Here is a 20,724-nt window from a genome sequence, read left to right on the forward strand (position 1 = left end):
CATTTTTTTCATGATTTCCACTTATTCACTTAACATAAGATTAGTATCTTATAAAACATTCATTTTTATGTATGTTTTACCAAATGCACCTAATTTTACTTAAAAACTTCTAATCGATATAATAGATCCTAGGAGGTGTTTTTAGGTGAACATATATATGACAAGTGGAACTTTAGACTATTTACAAAAGATTGTAGAAAACAATGAGGAACAAAATCTACTCATTCTACAAGATTCAGAAGAGCAAGTCTTATTGATACATGAAACAAATAATGAAAGTATCTTTAATGAGGCGAGAGAATATGAAGTAATTGACCAAACCGGAAAATTACCTGATATGGGCTATGCCGTTTTGAATAATATTCCTGTTACTGAAGAAGGAAGACCGGTATTTGAATACCGATTTCAGAATCGTGCAAGGATGGTAGAAAGTGAACCTGGTTTTGCTGCAATCCGCGTGTTAAGACCTTTAAATAGTGATACATATATCATCTTAACCTTATGGAATAGCGAACAAGATTTCCTAAACTGGCAAACATCAAAAGCTTATGATCACGCACATAAAAAACGCGGAACATCAGAAGGTGTTGATCAACAGCCGATATTCCCAAGACCATCCTATGTGACAAAGTACACAGTTGTAGGATCAAAATAAATGATGTTTAGACATATTGATAGCCAATATGTCTTTTTCTTTGCAAATCACTGTCGAACAGAGTCACCGATACCCCAAGAATATTTCCATGGAAATACAAAGTGTGACAAAAGATATATTCTAAGGAGTTTGACTTCGTTAACCCCTTCCTATATAACTTCTTTGACTTCTGTTGTTATCTCCTTTATAGTTAAATCGCTCTAAATATCGGATTTATGGTAATGCGACGGGATACTACACTGGTCTGTATCATTGGACTGGTGCAGCTGTTACGTTAACTGGAGTTAGATCTATTACTGGTTTAGATGGGATCAGGTTTTTCTTGAATATCCTTAGCTGGTTCAATCGCTGACTTATTCTCAACTACAATCGGTGCTGGTGCTGCAACACTAATTGCAGTAGGTCAAACTGCACTATTTGGGTCGATGGAGGTACGCTTGTACCATTGGCATTAATTCCTACCTCTACTATTTGTGGTGTCGACCCGTTTGAGCTAGCGAGAAAGAACTTGCTTCCGGTTACGATTGGGTTGGTTGTGACGACGATTGTGGCGATGTGATGTTTTTGATTTTAAACTCAATTAGGAAATGAAAAGTGCCGTATCTTTAAGATGATACGGCACTTTTATTCTAAAAACTTGGCAATATCTCAACTGAAGCTTGGCACTCTTAATCAGTCCCTATATTTGATCGTAGAATCAATAATAACACCTGGCTCATTTTGACTTAAAAATAAGTCGAATGCTTCTTTTAAGACAGCTAATTGCTGTTCTTTATGATTAGGTTGCCCCACAGGACTTCCATAAGGAAAACGTAAATGTAATGTCCTAGGCGGCTTTACTATTTCCGCTAATTCCTTAAACAAGTTTAACGTCACTGTAGGAATATGATTTTCTTCTAGAATTCTAGCGACTAGACCAGCCGTTTGTTGGCACAATGGTCAGGTCGGAACAAGGATGGCTAAATCTGTGCCCTGCATGACTAACTTCTTTACGAGGTCTGGTGTGGTACGTGTTGTTAGAGGATGTGGAATCGGAACATATCCCATAAAACTATAATGATTGGGTGTTAAAGATTTTATAAATTTCTGATCAACCAATTCCTTTAGCCTTTCTATTGGAAAAATGCAGTTGATATCCTTATAAGCATTTGTATGGTCGTAGTGTTCATGAAAGTGATCAAGTTGTGATAATGGTGTTTCCAAAGGGATTTCTCGGTATGAAGGATCCCCCAATCCATAATGATCTGTAAACGGTGTTTCCCCTTTTACATAGACACCAGCTGTAGAAATCAAGGTCACCTTTGATTCAGTTATTTTTTTAGTAAAAGGCGTCCAAGGAGCATTAGTAGCATATTGTAATTGAAACTCGGGAACCCATTTTTCTCTTATTACTTTAATCAGTTTATCTATCTTATCTGACAATATATAACCCTCCCTTTACTTCCTACATAACTATCTAAAAAACGTATAAAGGATCAGTTCCTCTATACGTTTTAGTTAAAAGTTTTTATTTCCTTATTAGCTGTTGTTCCAGGTATTACGCAACCTTCAGGACCACAGTCTAAACCATCCTTTAAGAGTGCTTCTTCTGCCTTTTCTTTTTCTAATTGCTTCTGTTGCCATTCAATATCTATAGTGGGAGAAAATTTCTCAGGATGTCGAATATACCAACGCTGCTTTCTAATTAGAAAATTATCCGTATCAAGGAGGAGAGCTTCATCTAATTCTTTTAAGGACTCTTCCTTCTTTCCATTCTTGGAATACTCCATCCCAAGTTTGAATTTTGTTTGGGATAGTAGTTTCTCTAGATCAGTTACATTGTTTCCTGGATTGTAATATTCATCATCTAAGACGACTTGTTCCACTTCACCAGATATTAATTTTTCAACAGCTTCAACATGTTCCGGATTGGAAACACTAAAGCCTTGTTTTATCAAACGAATTGTTCCTTGTTTATCAATAAAGATACCGTTTGGGACAATTTTGAATCCAAATAAATTGGCTAATATATTTTCTGAATCAACAACGGTTGTGAAACTCTTATCCGATGCATAAGGTTTTGCAATATCTGCGCCCTGGATATCTACTGAAACCGATAAAATCTCAAAATCTTGCTCTTTGAATTTGTCATAAAAATTCTGCCACCCTGGCAGTTGTTCACGACATCTTCACCACGATGCCCACATAAAAATAAGGGTATTTTTCCCTTTATAGTCACTGACTGATACTTGATCTCCATTTAAATCAGTTAACGTTACATTCTTTATTTCAGTTAATAACATAAAAGCACCTCCTATAGATAGTGTACCTAAGATATGATTAAATTTTCAAACTATTTGTTTGGATAAGATGAATTTCTTGCTGTAACATTAGTTATGTAGTATGCCCATTATAGAATGCTTTTTAGGTCTTTTGTTGATTGTAACAACGATTGTGGTGATGTCTTTGATAAAAATGATATAAAAAGGCTCTATTCGTAAAGATTGTTGCTTTCGTAAAAATCTAAGGAAGCCGAATTTTTTCTCGGTAGTTTAGTGTCCTGTGCTTTAAATCTAGAGAGTTGCTCTTTTCTAACAATTAACACTCGCCAATTGACACAGTAATATTAATCTTTTCTGTGGAAGATATTTCAAATTCATGTTTTGCAACGGCGATACGGATTCTCTCTGCAATTTCTACTGCTTGTTTATTAGGACAATCTGGTAAAATGACAGAAAATTCTTCTCCCCCATTCCTAGAAACTGTATCAAACGATCTTGTTGTTTGCTTCAACACATTCCCTAGCTCTTTTAATACCAAGTCCCCCACTGGATGCCCATAAGTATCGTTGATGTTCTTGAAATGATCAATATCAATTAGAAGGATTGATAATCTTTCTTTCCGCTCTTTAGCATTCGTAACATGTGTATTCCAAATGGAATCAAATTGTCTTACATTATTTAAGCCTGTCAAGAAGTCTCTCTCAGCAGAGTCTTTTAATATTCTAAAGTTCTCATTCGAACGGACTACATAGTCAGAAATATAATAGATTATAAATCCACCTAGAATTGCTATTGCTCTGTAGTAAGTTAAGACTATTGATAGTTTGTGAGGATCCTTGACTAAAAAGAACAAAGCTAAGAAAACAATGACGATATTACTACCATTTATATAAATAAATTTTCTAAAAGTGGTGATATTCTTTTTGGAAATATAAAAGCTTATGACTGTAAGTACTAGTAATACTACTAGCGCGGTTAAAGATGATATATTTACTCCAAAAATAAGGACTCTGGCAGAACCAATGACGATACTTGCAATGGCGCCACTCATTATTCCTCCATACAACACGGCTGTTATAACAGCAAAGTTCCTCAAATCTAATATTGTCGTATCTGTGAGAATAAGATTAAAGTGATCCCTAACACACCTAAAATTAGTCCATCTACAATCTGATTTCTAAAAGAAGCATTCATTGGCTTATTTTTAAATATCTGTCCCGATATAGATAAAAACGTAACCACAAAGGCCTAAATTAATTAACAAGTCCTTAAACACCGCGTGGCTCCCCTTTCTTTCAGAAAACCACACAAAATATAAAATCTATGAAATATGTAAAATCCTAAATAACCCTTTCATACTAGTTGGTCCTTTATACATAATCTTCCGCCATATCGTACATAATACCAGTAAATTATGCTTAATAGGTTGGTCTAATGTGAATATACTCAAATCACTCTTAAGAAATAAGAAGCATGAACCACAGTCGGAGATAGGTAATCAAATCCTACCTGATGATCTTACTGAAAATCTCCACCTTATAAAAGAGATATTCATGGCACCTTTAAATGAAGATTTAATTATTAGAGAGTTCATGATCAAATCTTTTAATCAAAGCGCTGCTATTATATTTATGGATGGAATCGTTGATTCTCAGATGATTGAAGAAATTTTGTTAAAACCTCTGATGCAACATGAAAAAGAAGTGAATCAAAATGATATTTTACAATATATTAAAGATTATGTTTCTACAAGAAACATAAAATTCGCCAAGAACTTACATGAGTGCAGAGATCGAATTATTAATGGAGACACCATTTTATTAGTAGATGGCGTGGTCGAAGCCCTCATCTTTGACACACCCAAAATGGAGCACCGTAGTGTTGATAGACCTCAAAATGAATTGGTACTAAAGGGACCTAACGAGGGTTTCATTGAATCACTTGCCGTTAATAAAGCACTAATAAGAAAACAACTCCGTGAAGAAAAATTAGTAACAGAAAATATTAGACTAGATGATCGAGCCTTTAACCCTATTTCACTTATGTATATTTCTAACTTAGCAAATGAAGAAATTATCGCAGAGGTAAAAAAGAGGTTACATACTATTAGCCGTGATAGTATACAAAACATTGGAATTCTAGAGCAATTACTAGAAGATCGTCCATACTCATTAGTCCCTTCCATTTTATATACGGAAAGACCTGACCGGGCTGTATCTTTTTTATTAGAAGGACATGTTGTCTTACTAATGGATAATTCCCCCGCGTGTTTGATTGTACCCGTTACGTTTTGGTCCTTTTTTCACACCCAAGAGGATACGACACTTCGTCTCTGGTATGGAAATCTTATTCGGTTGATTCGTATATTTGCGTTTTTCGTCTCAATTATTATTCCATCATTTTATGTAGCTGCTACAACGTTTCATACAGAGATGATTCCGACTGATTTAGCTTTAGCTATAGCTGCCAAGAGGGAAACAAAAAATTCCATTAAGATGGGGACCATCCAAGTTGCCGTGAAAGTAGTAGGAAAAAATAAGTATTAAAAGGGTATATCAGTAGAAATATTTGATTCAAAAGCAACAAAGTGTTAGGAAAGAGGCAAACTTGTCAAATATGCACGTCATTTTAGATTCAACAACATCCCCCTATCAATACTACTCTGGTATGTTTTCCGGTTATACAGAAGGATTCTATTCTATTGATCAAATTAGAGTGGATGTACGGAAATTCATTCACCAACCTTCAGTCCAGTTTATTGATGAGAAGGTTATTAAGATCCATGCCAAAGAGAAATTTCTTATCTGTTCTAATGGACAAAGGATTCATTTTGATGTCATCTCATTTGATATTGGATCTCTAGGTGAAGAACTACCTCTTCCTAAAAATGGAGTATACGCAATTAGACAGAGCCCTATTTTGTGGCAAAATCTACTTAATATATGAACAAGAAGCCTTTACTAATTTTTCAACCACAAAAGAGATTTCTATCCCTTATAGCAACCGGTCAACATCAAGCCTTATTGTTGTACGGCTGTTTTCATTTTCACCATAGACTATCATGGAAAATAAGAAATTGGATTGACTGTCACTTTTTAAATCAGTAAAAATAATTGTTCATTATGATCCACAATATTGTAAGGTAACTTACTGTATTATAACTTTGTTTACTTTACACTAACCTTATCTTTCATCTTGAGGTGTCACAGTTGTTTATCATAAATCTATTCTTCTATAGTCTATGTATCATAATTGCAGTAAGGCTTGTCAATCACTATCAATTACAAAAGTTATTTATTTCAATTCCGTATTTAACAGTTTTGATAACTTTACCCATTACCTTTATTGTTTTTAAGCTCTTCCAGATAGAGTTAACTTTACCCGTTGTCATACAACGGTTTGCTATTACGATATTCTTATTTTCAATTGGAGTTCAAATTGCAACCATTCTTAATAAAAGATATGTAAAACGGATTATTTATTTATCAGTGATAACTATCATTAGTCTTTTTCTTTTAAATTTAATTGCCATTCCCTTTCCTGAATATCTTCAAGTAATTGTTGGACCTTCAATGTTTGCGTTCAATATATTCATGATTAATCATGTTGTTTCATTGGAATATCGGGACTTTTTATTATATTGGAACTCAATCCAAATGTTTTTCGTCTTTCTAACAACACCTGTTTTTCTTTTTCTTTCTAATAAAATTCTTATTAACAGGTATCCTGACGTTAAAGATCCTCCTATATTATTAAAAGAAAACTTATCTATAAAGCTAACAAACGAGAACATTGTTTCCATGATGATTTCAATTGTAATCGTTTTGATTACAATGAAACTCCCTGTTCTTAATCATCTATTTTTACATGATTTTGTGTTTGGTCTTATTACCGGGTTTTCCTTTGGTTTATTTCAAAAAAAATTCTTCTCGCAACATGAAAAAGTTACCCATTTACATCAGATGGGTAACCTTGGACTTTACATATTTATCATATCAACCATTAATCATGTTGCTTTTGTTCATCATACGTTATTAAATTTATCCATTCTACTAGTGGTTATCATTAAAACCATACTGGTTGCCATCATAAGTTTTCTACTTATTTATTATGCTTTTACCACTCTGTCTCATAAAGAAAAATTAGTCGCCTCTGTTGCTGGATGGACATTTATTCTAAATGCACCCGTTGTATGTATGCACGGTATGAGAACGGTTGTTACTACATACGGTCCTGCACCATACATGTTATTAATCATTCCACCCATTATTTTATGGGTCGTTAATTATTTTCACATTATAGTGTCTTATTTGTTTTGAGTTTTACTGTTAATTGCACTTTCTAACCCTTTTGCAATGATTTCTCTGTTTTTTGAGATACTGACGCTCAGATCGTTGGCACCAACACTCACCGACCTCATTTCATTCGTAATAGAAGATAATGCATTTTTATCTTCTGTTACTTTATGAATGGATTCATGAATGTGATTAAAAAGTTGTTCTGTTTCTTTAATCTTCTTAATCCCTATTGATGTTTTTTCATTCCCCGTCTCTGAAACACTGGCAATCATGTTTATCTCAGTTAAAATCATGTCAACTGAAGTTTTTGCCTTTTTTGTTGACTCTGTACTTATAACTGAAAGCTTCCTAATTTCTTTAGCGACCACATCAAATCCTCTACCGGCTTCCCCTGCTCTAGCTGCTTCAATAGAAGCATTGAGAGCTAAGAGATTTGTTTGAGATGAAATTCTCTCTAATGTTTTAATCATGTCGGTTAGCTCTTTCGATTGTTCAATTAAAGTCGAAACCTTAGCAAGCATTTCTGTGGATTCAGCTTGGATTAACTTCATTTCTTCGACTGTTTCGACAATAGATGTTCTTCCTTTCTCTGCAAAGCTCTCAGCTTCATTGACTTGATCACTTATCTTATTTGTTAACTGTGAAAGCTTTTCTGATAGCTTCACAATGGAGTGAGCAGATTCTAAGAATTGCTTCATCTGTCCTTTTTGAAGTTCCATCGTTTCTTTTGCATGGAGTACTTGTTCAATTTCTTGTGAGTTGGATTGCATGTCGACCTCTCCTACTTAAAAATTCAATTGTATTTGATCACATTTTAATAATTCTTTCGTTTCTAAATTCACCAAAACAGGCGTGATAACTTCTTCTGACCATTCCTTTAGTTCCATTCTACCCTTTTGATCTTCTATTATATTCTTTTCTATAAATGAGATCTCTTTTTTTTCTAATAGTTTTTTAGTTCTAACACAGTTTATACAACCATTTTATTGTAAACAATATATAGTTCAATTACTTTACCTTCTGTTTCGTACATCTTATCTGATGATCTTTCCATCTTTCAGTAAGCTAAATTACAATCTTAGTTTTAAAATATTATATAATAGGAAAGAGTCATAGCTTTGTAATAGACCGGAGTTATATAGATGGATGAATTATTTCTACTTTCTCAGATAAGCCTTTTAGATGAACTTCCAATGGAAGAGTTACAAATAATTGATGAAATGAGTGAAATGAGGCCCGAAAAAAAAGGAACACTTATTTTCTTCTTATTTTCTCTCCTGACAATCCCCTTGAGGCACTGTTTCTTTTAAAAAAAGGGCAGGTACGTTTATATAAGATTAATCAAAGTGGTAAGCAATTTACGGTAGATATATTAGTAGATGGTAATATTTTTGGTGAGACTTTATCTCTGTCCCTTACAGATGATGATACGTATGCTGAAGCAATGACCGATACGTATTTATGCATGATTAGTAAACAGGAATTTGAATCGTTTATTGAAAAGAATCCTAAAATTGCTATTAAACTTATTACTATTTTGTCAACTAGACTTAAAGAGCTTTACAGTCTTAGTGAAAAAATTGCACTTGGAGATGTACGGTATAGAATTATTTATTTGTTATTAAGGCTGAGCGAAAAAACAGGTAAACGGAAAAATGAATGGCAAACGATTGAAATGAGGTTAACTCATCAGGATGTAGCGAATATGGTTGGTTCTACCAGAGAAACTACTAGTGCCATTATGAGTAACTAAAAAAAGAAGGCTTGATTAAGAATACCTTACGCCTCGCTGTTCACGTAGATCGAATTAACGAAGTTATAAATGAATTATAGAAAAATAGAGTAGTCTGTAGAGTGAGTTGTTTAAAACTCACTCTACTTATATCTAAACCATTGAATATACTATTTTGGTAGTTTTGGTACCCAACCAGAAAATAAAGTGTCTTGCCAATATAAATCCGCTGTTCTTTGCACTGCCGCAGCATGGTTTGGATAAGGATGAATCACCTGAGAAATATCCCCCCATATCCAGTTATTCTGTTTGAACAACTTCACGTAACCAATTCTCCTTCACCCACTCTACATATCTTGAATCAATCTCAGGTAACATATGCTCTTGTAACTCCTCTGTCGAAAGAACAGAATCCCCACGGCTTATATTAGCTAACCTCTCTTAATCTTCTTTTGATAATTTCGTAGGATCTAATGCAATATTTCTTCCCCAATAGGTAGTATCATATTTTGTTAGCTGCGCTTCAGGCGAGAGTAAAAAATTAATCGTAGTCATGGCTCCCGCTTTGTTTTGGCTATTAAAAGGGATAGCTAAAAATGTGTGTTACCGATGCTACCTGATTCAAGTACAAATGATTTAGTTGTGTCTGGAAACACTCCATCTTTTATTTGACTTTCTGCTCTAGCTTCGTTATAGCCCATTGTCATCCACAGCTCTCCCTGGCTATAGAGGCGATCCAAATCTAAAAGAGTACTAGGGTATGTTATACCGTTTCTCCACAAATTGGGCTTAATTTCCTTTAAATACTTCCACATTGAATCTGTTGATGAAGAGATCATCCTACTAACATACAAAGTTTTTTCAAATACATTTCTCCTTTCAATCTGTTTAAATATGGTTGTGCTAATTGTATTTACTTTACTCTGAATCTCTTTTTATTTCTGTAAGCTCTCTCACAAAAACAGAAACATAAAAAAGACGCCTGCTATCTAAGACGTCTTTATTGATATTCAGCTTCTAATTTTACCCCGAGCCCCTCTGCCATGCGATTAACAAAGTTAAAATAAGAGGTGATTTGACAAACATCCAATATTTCTAAATCAGAACAGCCAGCATCCCTTAGTTTTTGGACATGTTCATCTTTTACACCATGAGGCTTAATGGTTAGTGCCACGGCATAATCTAAAATAGCTCTTACTTTCCCGTCTAAATCAACATTTTGATAATTTTCTTTCAACCCTTTTACTAGCCCTTCATCTTTTGTTAACAAATGGAGCGCCGCCCCATGATGTTGCATTCAGTAATGGCATTCATTGGTTGAAGAAACAACTGTCGCAATCATTTCACGGACTTTTCTACTAAGAGGCGATTGCCCAAACATTATGACTTTATAGTAATCCAGATGAGCAGTTAGAGATTTCGGATTTAATGATTGCACTTTTAAGATGTTTGCCATCTTTCCATGATACCGATCATATAACTCTCGGAGTTCTCCCTCTGAATCCTCGTAGCTTACCATTTTAATTCTAGCTTCCATTCATTCCCCTCCTCATATTTCCCCTTGTAAAAATCTAGTATTTTAACTTTATATCTTAGAAGCGAACATTGTCAAACAAACTATTACCTTAAATTTCCAAAATATGTTCCATTCCTCAAATCCATTGTTCATTAATTCCCCATAAATTATATCTAATCAATTATTGATTAAAGGAAGATATGTTTCGATATCCTTAACATTCTGTCTATTTAAATATGAAGCCACTATTATTTATTAACTCTTATTAATTACCATATATAGTTGTCTTACTCATTTTAATGATACTAGGACAAATATCACTTACCTATAAGAATCCCTTGAATATCATTGAATTAGGAGGTGTGTTATGAATCTAAAAGATGTAATAAATGATTATATAGGTCAGGAAGTACTAATTATTTTAAGTGCCCATCAGCTAAACCTAATGGGACAAACTTTCCGTCCAATATTTATTGGGCAACTTAAGAGCGTTACAGATGGTTTTGTTACTTTATCACCGGTTACAGTTAAAATGATGAATGCTCCTGAATATCAATTCCCTACTCCTTTACGATTTCCACTTGAACAGATCATTGTATTTACTCCTAACTTTAGTTCAAAGACAATATTTCCACTTTCATAAAAAAAGAATAAGGAGGGATTTACATTGGCTAAGCCTGATTCAGTAGATGTTAAGAAAAAGAGAGCGGATGCTATGTCGGTTCATTTTAAGAAAATTAAAGGTAAAAGAACTATCTTTTTACTTTCACAGTATCCTTTTATGTTAATAGGAACTGTGCAAAAAGTAATAGAGGATTATGTAGAAATCTATGCTGATACAAGTATTATTGACTCTTTTGAACAACGTACGTGGTTTGTTCATATTGATACTATTCAAACGTTCTACGATGAAGAGGATGGAGGACCTAAGATTCCAACACTTAACTAAGAAGGGGGGATATCATGATACGAGAATATGAAGTTGTAGCGATTTCAATTAGGATCGTATATAACAAATTTGGGGATCATGACCCAAATGGTAAGATGTATGTCTTAAAGGAAAATGTTAATATAATTAGACAGTTAGTAAAAGAAAACCCATATACCCCTATAGATTTGGTTCAGCCCTTAGCCATTCGGGCAAATGTAGGAGAGACAGTGATTATTCACTTTGAAAATCAATTAGACGTTAATGCTTCTATTCATTTCCAAGAGATTGAATATGATGTCCTTAAATACGATGGGGCTAACGTAGGAGTAAACCCAGACACCACTGTACCGCCTAAAGGAAGTATTAAATATCGATTTAAAGTAGACCGGGAAGGTATCTCTTACTTTTCAGATCTAGCTAATCCATTAGCAAAAGAAGGCAGTTCTAACCCTAGTGGTTTATGGGGGGCTTTAATAATTGAACCAAGAGGATCTACTTGGACAGATCCTGAGACTGGAGCTCCATTAAAGAGTGGAGTTTATGCTGATGTCCACAATCCCTTTGCCCCATCTTTTAGGGAGTATGTGTGGTTTTTTAATGATGAAGCTACTATAAAAGATATTACAGGTAATAATCCCATTAATCCACACACCGGAGAAGAAGATGAATCACTTCATGCTGTTAACTATCGAATGGAACCTATGCGAAATCGCTTGAAACTCATTGAAGAAGGTGTCGTCTGTCCAGACTGTGAAGGTGAAGAAGTTCATCATGATTCATGGGTATTCGGTGATCCATCTACACCTATTCTTCGTGGATATAAAGGAGATCCTGCTAGAATCCGGCTTGTTCACGGCGGTGTAAAAGAAACCCATGTCTTTCATTATCATGTTCATCAATGGTTAATGGATCCTGATAATGTTAATTCAGAAATAATTGATGCCCAATCCATCAGTCCGCAATCCCATTACACAATTGAACCTTTATATGGACTTGGTAGTTTATCAGGATCAATAGGAGATGGAATTATTCATTGTCACTTGTATCCACACTTTGGCGTGGGCATGTGGGGAATGAATCGAGTGTTTGACACCTTACAAGACGGCAGTCAAACTTATCCGGATGGAACTCCAATTAAAGCACTCAAACCCTTACCCGATCGAACTCCTCCACCAGCCCCAACAAAAGAAAAACCAGGGTTCCCTAACTTTATTCCAGGTAAGATTGGATTCAAGGCACCTCGTCCACCTCTAGGTATAGTTGGTGGAAGGGAAATGACACAACTCGAGCAAAATGCTGCTGTTCCTAACGCAAGACCTGGTGCCGTATTTACTGACTCTTGTCTAGGAAATCCAGTTGTAAAGGAATTTAATGTATCTGCAATTGAAGTTCCCATTATTTATAATAATGAGGGCTGGTATGACCCATATGGTCGTATTTACGTTTTAGATGAAGATATAGAGGATATAAGATCTGGTCGAAAGTCGATTGAACCTCTAGTGCTTCATGCGGAAGCTGGCACGTGTCTGAGAATCAATTTCACAAATAGATTACCATCTGTACTAAAAGGAACCCCTTTCCAGTTAACTGGTAGAACATATGAATGCGGGGTGCATGTACATTTCGTCAAATTTGACGTACTTGTTTCAGATGGCGCTAACGTCGGCTGGAATTATGATAGTAGTGTGTTACAGGGGGAAACCATCCGATATGAATGGTATGCAGATGTTGAACTAAAAGCCGTTTACTATCATGACCATTTGTTCGCATCCTCTCACCAACAGCATGGGATATTTGGAGGAGCAATTATTCACCCTCGTTTCTCTTCATTCTTAGACTCGACAACAGGTTTAGCTGTTGATCACGGTACGCAAATTACAGTAAGTAATCCATTACTTCCAGATTATCGAGATTTTACTCTTTTTGCACAAGATTTCGCAATGCTTTTTGATAAAAATAATAATCCGATAGAACCACCGACCTTCCCAGGGTCGCAAGATGACCCCGGAGTTTTTGCAATCAACTATCGAAATGCGCCTTTACCCTTCAGAGTTGGTCCAGGAAATGAGACTGCCTATTCGTACAGTTCCTTTGTTCATGGTGATCCGGAAACTCCACTATTAAAACTTTATGAAGGTGACCCAATGCGGATTCGATTAATGCAAGGTTCACATGAGGAGTCTCATAGTTTTAACATCCACGGTATACGTTGGAAGAAAGAACAAAAAGACTTAGATTCCCATTACGTTTCTCAGCAACACATTGGTATTTCTGAATCGTTTACACTGGAAACTTCTGTTCCGAGAAGTGGTGATTATTTGTATGCATTTGAAACAGTCGAAGATATTTGGTTAGGTACATGGGGGCTTATACGGGCGTTTAACGAACAAGTCCCAGAACTAATTCCACTATCAGACCGTCCAGCATTACCTGAACGTACTTCACCATTACCTGACAAAACCGGTAACTCTCCAGAAAAGGCAAAGCTAGATAATAAGAAATTTCCGTCAAAAAGTATAAAAAAATTCAATATAACAGCACTTCAAGTACCCATTCAATACAATAAATACGGAGACCATGATCCTAACGGCATCATTTTTGTGCTCACTGAGCATGTAGATGCAGTACTGTCTGGGAAACGGATTCCAGAGCCTTTAGTTATACGTGCTAATGTCGGAGATTTAGTGGAGGTTACGCTTACTAATCAAATAAGCCCAAATAAATTTCATGTCCAGGATGGAATGCACAAATATCCTGAAGTAAAGTTTACTCAGTATTATCCACCTTCTTTAAGAATTTCTCTCCATCCTCAGTTAATTCAATATGACGTCAAGTCTTCAAGCGGAGAGACTGTTGGCTATAATTTAGATCAAAGTATTGCTCCAGGAGAAGCAATTACGTATCAATGGTATATTGATGAAAATGTAGGATCTGTAAACCTATGGGATATGTGTGATGTACGAAATCATAAGCATCACGGAGCATTTGGTGCACTCGTAGTTGAAGCAAGAGGTTCAAGATATCTTGACCCAACTACTCATAAGACAATAAAAGCGGGAACTAGTGCCGTTATTACTAACCCATTTTTACCAAACTTCAGAGAATTTGTTTTATTAATGCATGATGGGATCCGCCTACTAAATAAGAATGATACTTTAATTGTTGATCCAAAGGTTGATGATGATGAGGAATTAGATACGTATGATCAGGGTTCTAAGGGCTTCAATTATCGTTCTGAGCGCTTATATAACCGCATGAATCAAGCGAAGATGCATGAACTGTTTAGCTCTAAAACTTTCGAGGACCCTGCTACTCCCGTCTTCGAAGCATATAAAGGAGATCCAGTGACCTTACGTTTACTCACGCCTTCTGAACGCAGAAGAACCCATACGTTTCATATGCATGGTCATAGATGGAGAACAGATCCTAATGATATTAATGCTGCGTTTTCATCTGTACATGGTCTTAACACGGTTGGTTCTAAATTAGATGCCTATCTAGAAGGGGGAGCAGGTGGCAAATATAAATATCCAGGTGATTACATCTATCGTGCTGGTAATATTATGTGGAGCTTGGAAAGTGGTATGTGGGGCATTTTGCGTGTCCACAATCAAATACAAGAAAACTTGAAACCTATAGCCAAGCTCAATTGATGTTTCACTATTAAATATTAATAAAGACAGTCGGCATCTTGATAACAATGCGAGTCGACTTTTGTTGACTCGCTCACTACTTACACTTCATACAGATTGTTTTCTCTTGTTTTTTTCTCTAAATTCCTTTCCTTGAACCTTACTAGTTATGAGGATGTCCTTCTCATTTTCCATTTAGAAACGATAAATACAATGGCGGGAATAATGATACCCACTGTAACCATATAAGGTGTACTCGCATATTTTGTGAAACCTTTAAGATAAATACTGCTCGGAATGATGAGTAAGGTTAACGGTATGATGAGAACTGCAAATGGAAAGGTTAGTGGTCGATAATCCTTCATGTTAAGTAATTGGCTTAAACCTAACATAAACGAATGACTGACGATGGACAATTTAAAGAAAATACTTATAAACCATATAATAGCAACAATGACTTCTACTCTTTCTAAAAAGTTCCCTATGCTTACTTGTTTCCCTAGTACATATATAGGGAACTCGTTTCTTTGCGAATAATCGGCCCCTAATACTAATAGGCAGAGTACGATAAAAACAAGGAGAATCATGGACCCTAATAGGACCCCATAAATAAAAGAAGATGTGATTTTCTTCTTATCGTTAATAAAAGGAGTGATCATAAGTAGCACAATCATCTCTGCAAAAGGAAAACCAATAAAGAAATAAACTCCAAATAAAATAGGTCCAAAACCATTTTCGTAAACAGGTAGAATATTAGTAGGTTCAACCTCGGGTAGTACGAAAATGGAAATGAGTGAAAATAACAAGAAAACCCAAGGCATAAAAATCTCTGCTGAACGTGCTGTGGTCTCAATTCCTAACTTTGTCGAATAGATAATAGCCACAAAAATGAACATATAATAAATCACTTCTATTGGTGTTCCGATTAAAATATGAGTGATTAAGAAATCTCCTATATCAAATAATAGAAAACAAGCTAAGATGATGTGAAAGGTGAAGGTTAAGATAGCTAGGAGCCCTCCACCCCATTTACCGAATGCAAAGAGACACATTTGAATGTAACTTTTTTCGGGATCAATTTTAGTTAAACTACTATAAAACCAAGCTAATAATACACCTATCCCCATCCCTATTATTCCAGATATCCACGCGTCTTGACTTGCCGCTCCTACTAAAATAGTTGGTATGAATAATACAGCACTTCCTACTATAAATAATGCCGTTAGTATCGTAAACTGGAGTGGACTAATTTGGACATTAGTTTCGTTCATTAGTACTTATCCTCCCTTTGAAAGCATTCTTTCCACTGATCGGCCTATCGGTTCAAATACTACCTTAATACCCTCAAGTGGGTTTATTACTTCAATCTCCATTAACTCCATAATAAAGAAGGAGGCAGAGATAACAATAAACACACTATAGATTGTCATTTCTTTCTTCATATCTTTACTTTTCATTTTCTTTAGCTCTAGATAAGAAACTAGAGCTATCACTACCATAAAGATTAAGATTTTAAGTATGACCATTTTCTACGACCCACTTTGAATATCGTTTATAAAAGATTCGTTTGTTGTACCTAATCGTCTAATATAACTTTTAACTTTAACAGTAATATCTAAATTGACAAACCCTTCTTCGTTCCATGTTTTTTCTAAACTTGCCCATAGCTTAGGATCTTTACGGTGGATGACTTCTCCAAAACCAAAGATATCGGTTTCCAATTCTTTAGCTTTAGAGATGGCAGACTCTATTTTATGTTTCTTGTTATCGCTAATCTTCTTCTCAAGTTCTTCTATCGTTTTTTCATCCAGTAAATCAACACTCGCTTGTACTTCTCCTACACCAACTTCAGTCGTAACGTACACCTGTATAGCCGGCTTTTCATCCTTTACTTTTGCTTCTACCTTTGTTTTCGTCTCTCTTATCTCAAAGGCAATATTCCCATCTCCCCAGTTAGAAACAACAACGGTCCCCATAACATTATCAGTAATATAATTATGTCCTTTACTTTCATCTTCATCTAACCAGCCTATTAACTTATCACCTCTAAACACTGAGAGGTGTTCAATATTAATTGATGCGGCTGATTCAATCATTTCAACGTTCTTTATGCTATTTCCAATTTCTTTATCACCTTCAATAACAACTCCTGTTAATACAGGATTGTCCCCTTTTGAGGTTATTTCACTGATTAATTTATCTAATTTTGTACCTAGGGTTGCGGCCCAATGGGAATGAGAAACATCAAGTGATGTAAATATTTTGTTAGCAGGATTTTTTTCAATCGCTGTTAAGATCTTTAGGGTATCTGTTGCTTTCCCATCCTTTGCAACGACAATATAAAAATCCGTTCTAAATTCATGATCTCTCGACATTAACTCTAACATTTTACCAATTCCAGTCTTTGCTGCTTCCTCACCTATAACGACCATTCTAAGATGTGCAAAATATAACCTATTAGCAGACTCCTTGGTTAATCTTCGAATTGCCTGAAAAATATTACTTCCTTTCGTTTCGTACGTGGTAACTGATAAACGACTAGATGCCGAATCACCCGAAATCTCACCAGGGTTTAATACTTGTACAGTAAGTAAGTATTCATCATCAACTATGTCAATTCCCATGGCACTAACAATAGCTAGGTCCGTCAGTTCATTTCTACTCCAACATCCGGTCATGCTTAACAATAATGTTAATAAAATTAGAATAGTAAATATTTTACTTTTCTTCATTTTGATCACCTTCTAGTTGTTTAGGAGGATTAATTGTCTCTCCGTCTGAGATATCGATCCTATTTATATCCTTTTGGTTTTCGAGTCTTGGACGAGTGTCCAAATTCTTTATTGATCGACGAATGACTGTATCTTTAAGGTCGCTTGTAATAATCGGACCAAAAGGAGCCATGTATGGGATTCCAAACGAGCGAAGGCTGGTCATGTGATGGACTAGTCCAACTAAACCAAGAATGATCCCAAACAAGCCAAACGTAGCCGCTAAAATCATAAATCCAAAGCGTAACATTCTAGTAGCGATACTCATGTTGAACTTCGGAATAACAAAGCTACAGATCGCTGTCAGCGATACAACAATGACCATGGTGGCAGAAATAAGCCCTGCTTCTACCGCGGATTGCCCTATGACGAGAGCTCCTACAATTGATATCGCAGAACCTATTGCCTTTGGCATACGTAGGCCAGCTTCTCTTAGAACTTCAAAGGTAAGTTCCATTATGATTGCTTCTACTACAGCTGGAAATGGTACTCCTTCTCTTTGGGCAGAAAGGCTTACAAGTAAGGCAGTTGGGAGCATTTCTTGATGAAACGTTGTAACAGCTATATAAGAAGATGGAATTAATATAGATAGTAAAAAGGCAGTGAATCTTAATATTCTTATCAAACTTGCAATATCCGCACGTTGGTAATAGTCCTCACTTGACTGCATGAAGTGAACAAACAGAGCCGGTACCATCAATACAAATGGAGTACCATCTACTAAGATAGCAACTCTTCCCTCCATTAACCCTCCAACCACAACATCTGGACGCTCTGTGTTATAAATAGTAGGAAACGGAGAGTAAGTTTCATCTTGAATTAATTCCTCTATATACCCACCTTCTAAAATAGTATCAATACTTATTTTAGAAAGACGATTCTTCACTTCTTTTACAATTTTTTCATCTACTATATCTTCCATATAGGCAATCGATATATCAGTTTTTGATCGTTTTCCTAGTTGAAGGTTTTCAAAAATTAAGCTTTTATCTCTAATTCGTCTTCTTATCAGCGCTGTATTAACACGAATCGTCTCAGTGAATCCTTCTTTTGGACCTCTTACGACTTGCTCGGTAGAAGGTTCTTCCACTCCACGACCTTCCCAGCCTTTTGTCCCTATTGCGTATCCTTTAGTCTCTCCATCCAATATGATGACACTGTCACCTGACAGGACCGTATCATAAACCTCCTCATACGTTTCAATACAAGAAAGCTCTCCAATCGTTAAGCTATACTTTTGTAAAATCTCATACAAAGATTCCTCTGATAAGTTGCTTTCATCTATATCAGCTTCTCTAATAGAGAAAAGTAATGGGTTTAATATAAACTCATGTACATAATGCTTATCAACAAGCCCGTCAATATAAATACAGGCCATCTTCGTTTTTTTCTCATTACCAATCGTAATTTCACGAACCATTACATCGGGACTCTTCCCTATATCTTCTTTTATCTTCTGGAGAGATAAGGTTAAGTTCTTTTGAATAGAAGATTGATCATCAGTAGGTTCTGAATTATTCAGTTTTTGGCTCTTTTTTACCCAGTCGGTTAGTTTTTTCATAACGTGTATCCTTTCATTAAGAATGGATAAACATGGTACAAGTTTGTATTAGTATGGCTGAATTAACCAGAACTCATTCTGCCAAATAAAAAAGGAAACCATCTTTTCAATCGATAGTTTCCTTGCTCATTTATTTAGTTATTTCTATTTAGTCAGCAGAACATACTTTGTTTCTTCCTGTCCTTTTTGCCTTATATAAATATTCATCAGCTTGTTCAATTAAACTATTAATATCACGATCTGTGTCTGGATAGGTTGCCACACCGATTGAAACGGTAATCGTAATAGATTGAGACGATGAAACGTTGAAAGTATGTTTTTCTACAGCTTTTCTAACTCTTTCTGCAATGTCCCTTGCTTGGGAATTTGGGCAGTCTGGAAGAATGATAGAAAATTCTTCCCCACCGTTTCTAGATACAGTATCAAAAGAACGAGTGGACTGAATTAACACTTTCCCAAGCTCCTTTAACACGATATCCCCGACTGGATGACCATACGTATCATTGATATGTTTAAAGTGATCTATATCAATTAGTAGGATTGATAACCTCTCTTCACGGTCAATCGCATTTTGCACATGAGTATTCCAAATTGCGTCAAACTGCCTGACATTGTTTAACCCAGTAAGGAAATCTCTTTCTGCTGATTCCTTTAGGAAACGGTAATTCTCATTAGAACGAGCTACATATTCGCTAATATAGAACATAATGACTCCGCCAAAAAGAGAGATGGCTCCGTAATAGGTTAAAACTGTCATCAGCTTTTCTGTATCCTTCACTAAAAAGGTAAAGGCTGAAAAAACAATAATAATGTTACTAGCAATAGAATAGATAAACTTCTTAACTATCGTTATGTTTAATCTTGAAATATAGGAACAAACCATTACAAGTAAAATAATCGTAATGACTGCTGTAATAGATGAGATATTAACACCGTTAATAAATATTCTGGCGATGATGATCATAATTCCCGCCGTCACTCCACTTACCCAGCCTCCATAGAGAATCGCGATAATCACAGCGAAATTACGTAAGTCCATAATGGTAGTATCGGTGACTTTTATTGAGAAGAAGATTAGGGTTATGCCTAATAATCCAAACAATACGCCTCCCAGGAATTGCCCTTTATATGTAGTATTCATTGGCTGGTTCCTAAAAAGTTGTCCAGTTATTGATAAGAATGATATAACAAATGCTAAATTTATTAGCAGGTCTGCGTACATAGCTAACTCCCCTTTACACAACCATTATATAAGAATATCGGGTCTTTTTTTAATGGTTATTTACACCATTTCTCCATCTAAATAGACTGTTCTCGTATAAGTTGTTACTCACGTGTTAATCCCAAGTGCTGCTGGATAACACGTG

The 20,724-nt window shown here is 35.5% G+C and carries 22 protein-coding genes and 2 pseudogenes; 9 read left to right on the plus strand and 15 right to left on the minus strand.

Annotated elements, in window-relative coordinates; translation table 11 throughout:
- Window positions 1-145 precede the first annotated feature (145 nt).
- Window positions 146-655, plus strand: coding sequence for an antibiotic biosynthesis monooxygenase family protein (locus LT143_RS01170; protein ID WP_246938712.1), 510 nt, complete (start codon window positions 146-148; stop codon window positions 653-655).
- 265 nt (window positions 656-920) lie between these two features.
- Window positions 921-1,214, plus strand: a pseudogene (locus LT143_RS01175) (hypothetical protein); the annotation flags it as partial.
- 113 nt (window positions 1,215-1,327) lie between these two features.
- Here the strand turns inward: LT143_RS01175 and LT143_RS01180 are convergent.
- The 6 genes and pseudogenes from LT143_RS01180 to LT143_RS01200 all read right to left on the minus strand — a co-directional run bounded on the left by LT143_RS01180 (window position 1,328) and on the right by LT143_RS01200 (window position 3,967).
- Window positions 1,328-1,591 carry a hypothetical protein gene (locus LT143_RS01180; RefSeq protein ID WP_246938713.1) on the minus strand — a complete coding sequence of 88 codons (264 nt, stop codon included), beginning with the start codon at window positions 1,589-1,591 and terminating at the stop codon, window positions 1,328-1,330.
- Window positions 1,592-1,594: 3 nt separating this feature from the next.
- Window positions 1,595-2,077, minus strand: coding sequence for a glycine/sarcosine/betaine reductase selenoprotein B family protein (locus tag LT143_RS01185; RefSeq protein ID WP_246938714.1), 483 nt, complete (start codon window positions 2,075-2,077; stop codon window positions 1,595-1,597).
- Between the two features lie 71 nt (window positions 2,078-2,148).
- Window positions 2,149-2,592: a thioredoxin family protein gene (locus LT143_RS01190; protein WP_246939169.1), complete on the minus strand. Its 444-nt coding sequence runs from the start codon at window positions 2,590-2,592 to the stop codon at window positions 2,149-2,151.
- Window positions 2,593-2,601: 9 nt separating this feature from the next.
- A pseudogene (locus tag LT143_RS20545) lies at window positions 2,602-2,808 on the minus strand (thioredoxin domain-containing protein); the annotation flags it as partial.
- A gap of 15 nt (window positions 2,809-2,823) precedes the next feature.
- Window positions 2,824-2,937, minus strand: a complete 114-nt coding sequence (locus tag LT143_RS20665; RefSeq protein WP_418909786.1) for a peroxiredoxin family protein — start codon at window positions 2,935-2,937, stop codon at window positions 2,824-2,826.
- A 295-nt stretch (window positions 2,938-3,232) separates the two neighbouring features.
- Window positions 3,233-3,967 (minus strand): GGDEF domain-containing protein, encoded by a 735-nt coding sequence (locus LT143_RS01200; RefSeq protein ID WP_246938715.1) that lies wholly within the window; start codon window positions 3,965-3,967, stop codon window positions 3,233-3,235.
- 385 nt (window positions 3,968-4,352) lie between these two features.
- Here LT143_RS01200 and LT143_RS01205 point away from each other — a divergent pair, with 385 nt between their 5' ends.
- The 3 genes from LT143_RS01205 (at window position 4,353) to LT143_RS01215 (ending at window position 7,235) form a co-directional block, all read left to right on the plus strand.
- Window positions 4,353-5,462 (plus strand): spore germination protein, encoded by a 1,110-nt coding sequence (locus tag LT143_RS01205; protein WP_246938716.1) that lies wholly within the window; start codon window positions 4,353-4,355, stop codon window positions 5,460-5,462.
- Window positions 5,463-5,484: 22 nt separating this feature from the next.
- Window positions 5,485-5,862 carry a hypothetical protein gene (locus LT143_RS01210; protein ID WP_246938717.1) on the plus strand — a complete coding sequence of 126 codons (378 nt, stop codon included), beginning with the start codon at window positions 5,485-5,487 and terminating at the stop codon, window positions 5,860-5,862.
- A 263-nt stretch (window positions 5,863-6,125) separates the two neighbouring features.
- Entirely contained in the window at window positions 6,126-7,235 is a 1,110-nt protein-coding gene (locus LT143_RS01215; RefSeq protein WP_246938718.1) for a hypothetical protein, read from the plus strand.
- Here LT143_RS01215 and LT143_RS01220 read toward each other — a convergent pair.
- Together LT143_RS01220 and LT143_RS20670 are read right to left on the minus strand one after the other, a co-directional pair.
- A complete protein-coding gene (locus tag LT143_RS01220) occupies window positions 7,223-7,984 on the minus strand; it encodes a methyl-accepting chemotaxis protein (protein ID WP_246938719.1) in 762 nt (253 codons plus the stop codon). The two genes, LT143_RS01215 and LT143_RS01220, sit on opposite strands and share 13 nt — an antisense overlap.
- 15 nt (window positions 7,985-7,999) lie before the next feature.
- Window positions 8,000-8,188, minus strand: a complete 189-nt coding sequence (locus tag LT143_RS20670) for a glutaredoxin family protein (protein WP_418909788.1) — start codon at window positions 8,186-8,188, stop codon at window positions 8,000-8,002.
- Between the two features lie 323 nt (window positions 8,189-8,511).
- Here LT143_RS20670 and LT143_RS01225 point away from each other — a divergent pair, with 323 nt between their 5' ends.
- Window positions 8,512-8,967 carry a Crp/Fnr family transcriptional regulator gene (locus tag LT143_RS01225; RefSeq protein ID WP_246939131.1) on the plus strand — a complete coding sequence of 152 codons (456 nt, stop codon included), beginning with the start codon at window positions 8,512-8,514 and terminating at the stop codon, window positions 8,965-8,967.
- Between the two features lie 979 nt (window positions 8,968-9,946).
- Here LT143_RS01225 and LT143_RS20675 read toward each other — a convergent pair.
- Both LT143_RS20675 and LT143_RS20680 read right to left on the minus strand, forming a co-directional pair.
- Window positions 9,947-10,216, minus strand: coding sequence for a carboxymuconolactone decarboxylase family protein (locus tag LT143_RS20675; protein ID WP_246938720.1), 270 nt, complete (start codon window positions 10,214-10,216; stop codon window positions 9,947-9,949).
- A gap of 27 nt (window positions 10,217-10,243) precedes the next feature.
- Window positions 10,244-10,483 (minus strand): carboxymuconolactone decarboxylase family protein, encoded by a 240-nt coding sequence (locus tag LT143_RS20680; RefSeq protein WP_246938721.1) that lies wholly within the window; start codon window positions 10,481-10,483, stop codon window positions 10,244-10,246.
- Between the two features lie 346 nt (window positions 10,484-10,829).
- Here LT143_RS20680 and LT143_RS01240 point away from each other — a divergent pair, with 346 nt between their 5' ends.
- Genes LT143_RS01240 through LT143_RS01250 form a run of 3 tightly spaced genes read left to right on the plus strand, consistent with a single transcriptional unit; the run spans window position 10,830 to window position 15,046 of the window.
- Window positions 10,830-11,105 (plus strand): hypothetical protein, encoded by a 276-nt coding sequence (locus LT143_RS01240; RefSeq protein WP_246938722.1) that lies wholly within the window; start codon window positions 10,830-10,832, stop codon window positions 11,103-11,105.
- A 24-nt stretch (window positions 11,106-11,129) separates the two neighbouring features.
- On the plus strand, window positions 11,130-11,411 hold the full coding sequence (locus LT143_RS01245) for a hypothetical protein (protein WP_246938724.1): 282 nt from the start codon (window positions 11,130-11,132) through the stop codon (window positions 11,409-11,411).
- 14 nt (window positions 11,412-11,425) lie between these two features.
- Entirely contained in the window at window positions 11,426-15,046 is a 3,621-nt protein-coding gene (locus tag LT143_RS01250; RefSeq protein ID WP_246938726.1) for a multicopper oxidase domain-containing protein, read from the plus strand.
- Window positions 15,047-15,192: 146 nt separating this feature from the next.
- Here LT143_RS01250 and LT143_RS01255 read toward each other — a convergent pair whose 3' ends face one another.
- The 5 genes from LT143_RS01255 to LT143_RS01275 form a co-directional block, all read right to left on the minus strand.
- Entirely contained in the window at window positions 15,193-16,296 is a 1,104-nt protein-coding gene (locus LT143_RS01255) for a GerAB/ArcD/ProY family transporter (protein ID WP_246938728.1), read from the minus strand.
- A gap of 6 nt (window positions 16,297-16,302) precedes the next feature.
- Window positions 16,303-16,551: a hypothetical protein gene (locus tag LT143_RS01260; RefSeq protein WP_246938730.1), complete on the minus strand. Its 249-nt coding sequence runs from the start codon at window positions 16,549-16,551 to the stop codon at window positions 16,303-16,305.
- 3 nt (window positions 16,552-16,554) lie between these two features.
- Window positions 16,555-17,757, minus strand: a complete 1,203-nt coding sequence (locus tag LT143_RS01265) for a Ger(x)C family spore germination protein (RefSeq protein WP_246938732.1) — start codon at window positions 17,755-17,757, stop codon at window positions 16,555-16,557.
- Window positions 17,744-19,357, minus strand: coding sequence for a spore germination protein (locus LT143_RS01270; protein ID WP_246938734.1), 1,614 nt, complete (start codon window positions 19,355-19,357; stop codon window positions 17,744-17,746). The genes LT143_RS01265 and LT143_RS01270 overlap by 14 nt, the downstream gene beginning before the upstream one ends.
- A gap of 148 nt (window positions 19,358-19,505) precedes the next feature.
- Window positions 19,506-20,498, minus strand: coding sequence for a GGDEF domain-containing protein (locus tag LT143_RS01275; protein ID WP_246938736.1), 993 nt, complete (start codon window positions 20,496-20,498; stop codon window positions 19,506-19,508).
- Window positions 20,499-20,724: the final 226 nt, after the last annotated feature.

Source organism: Bacillus pinisoli, from assembly GCF_023036475.1.
GTDB lineage: Bacteria > Bacillota > Bacilli > Bacillales > SA4 > Bacillus_BS > Bacillus_BS pinisoli.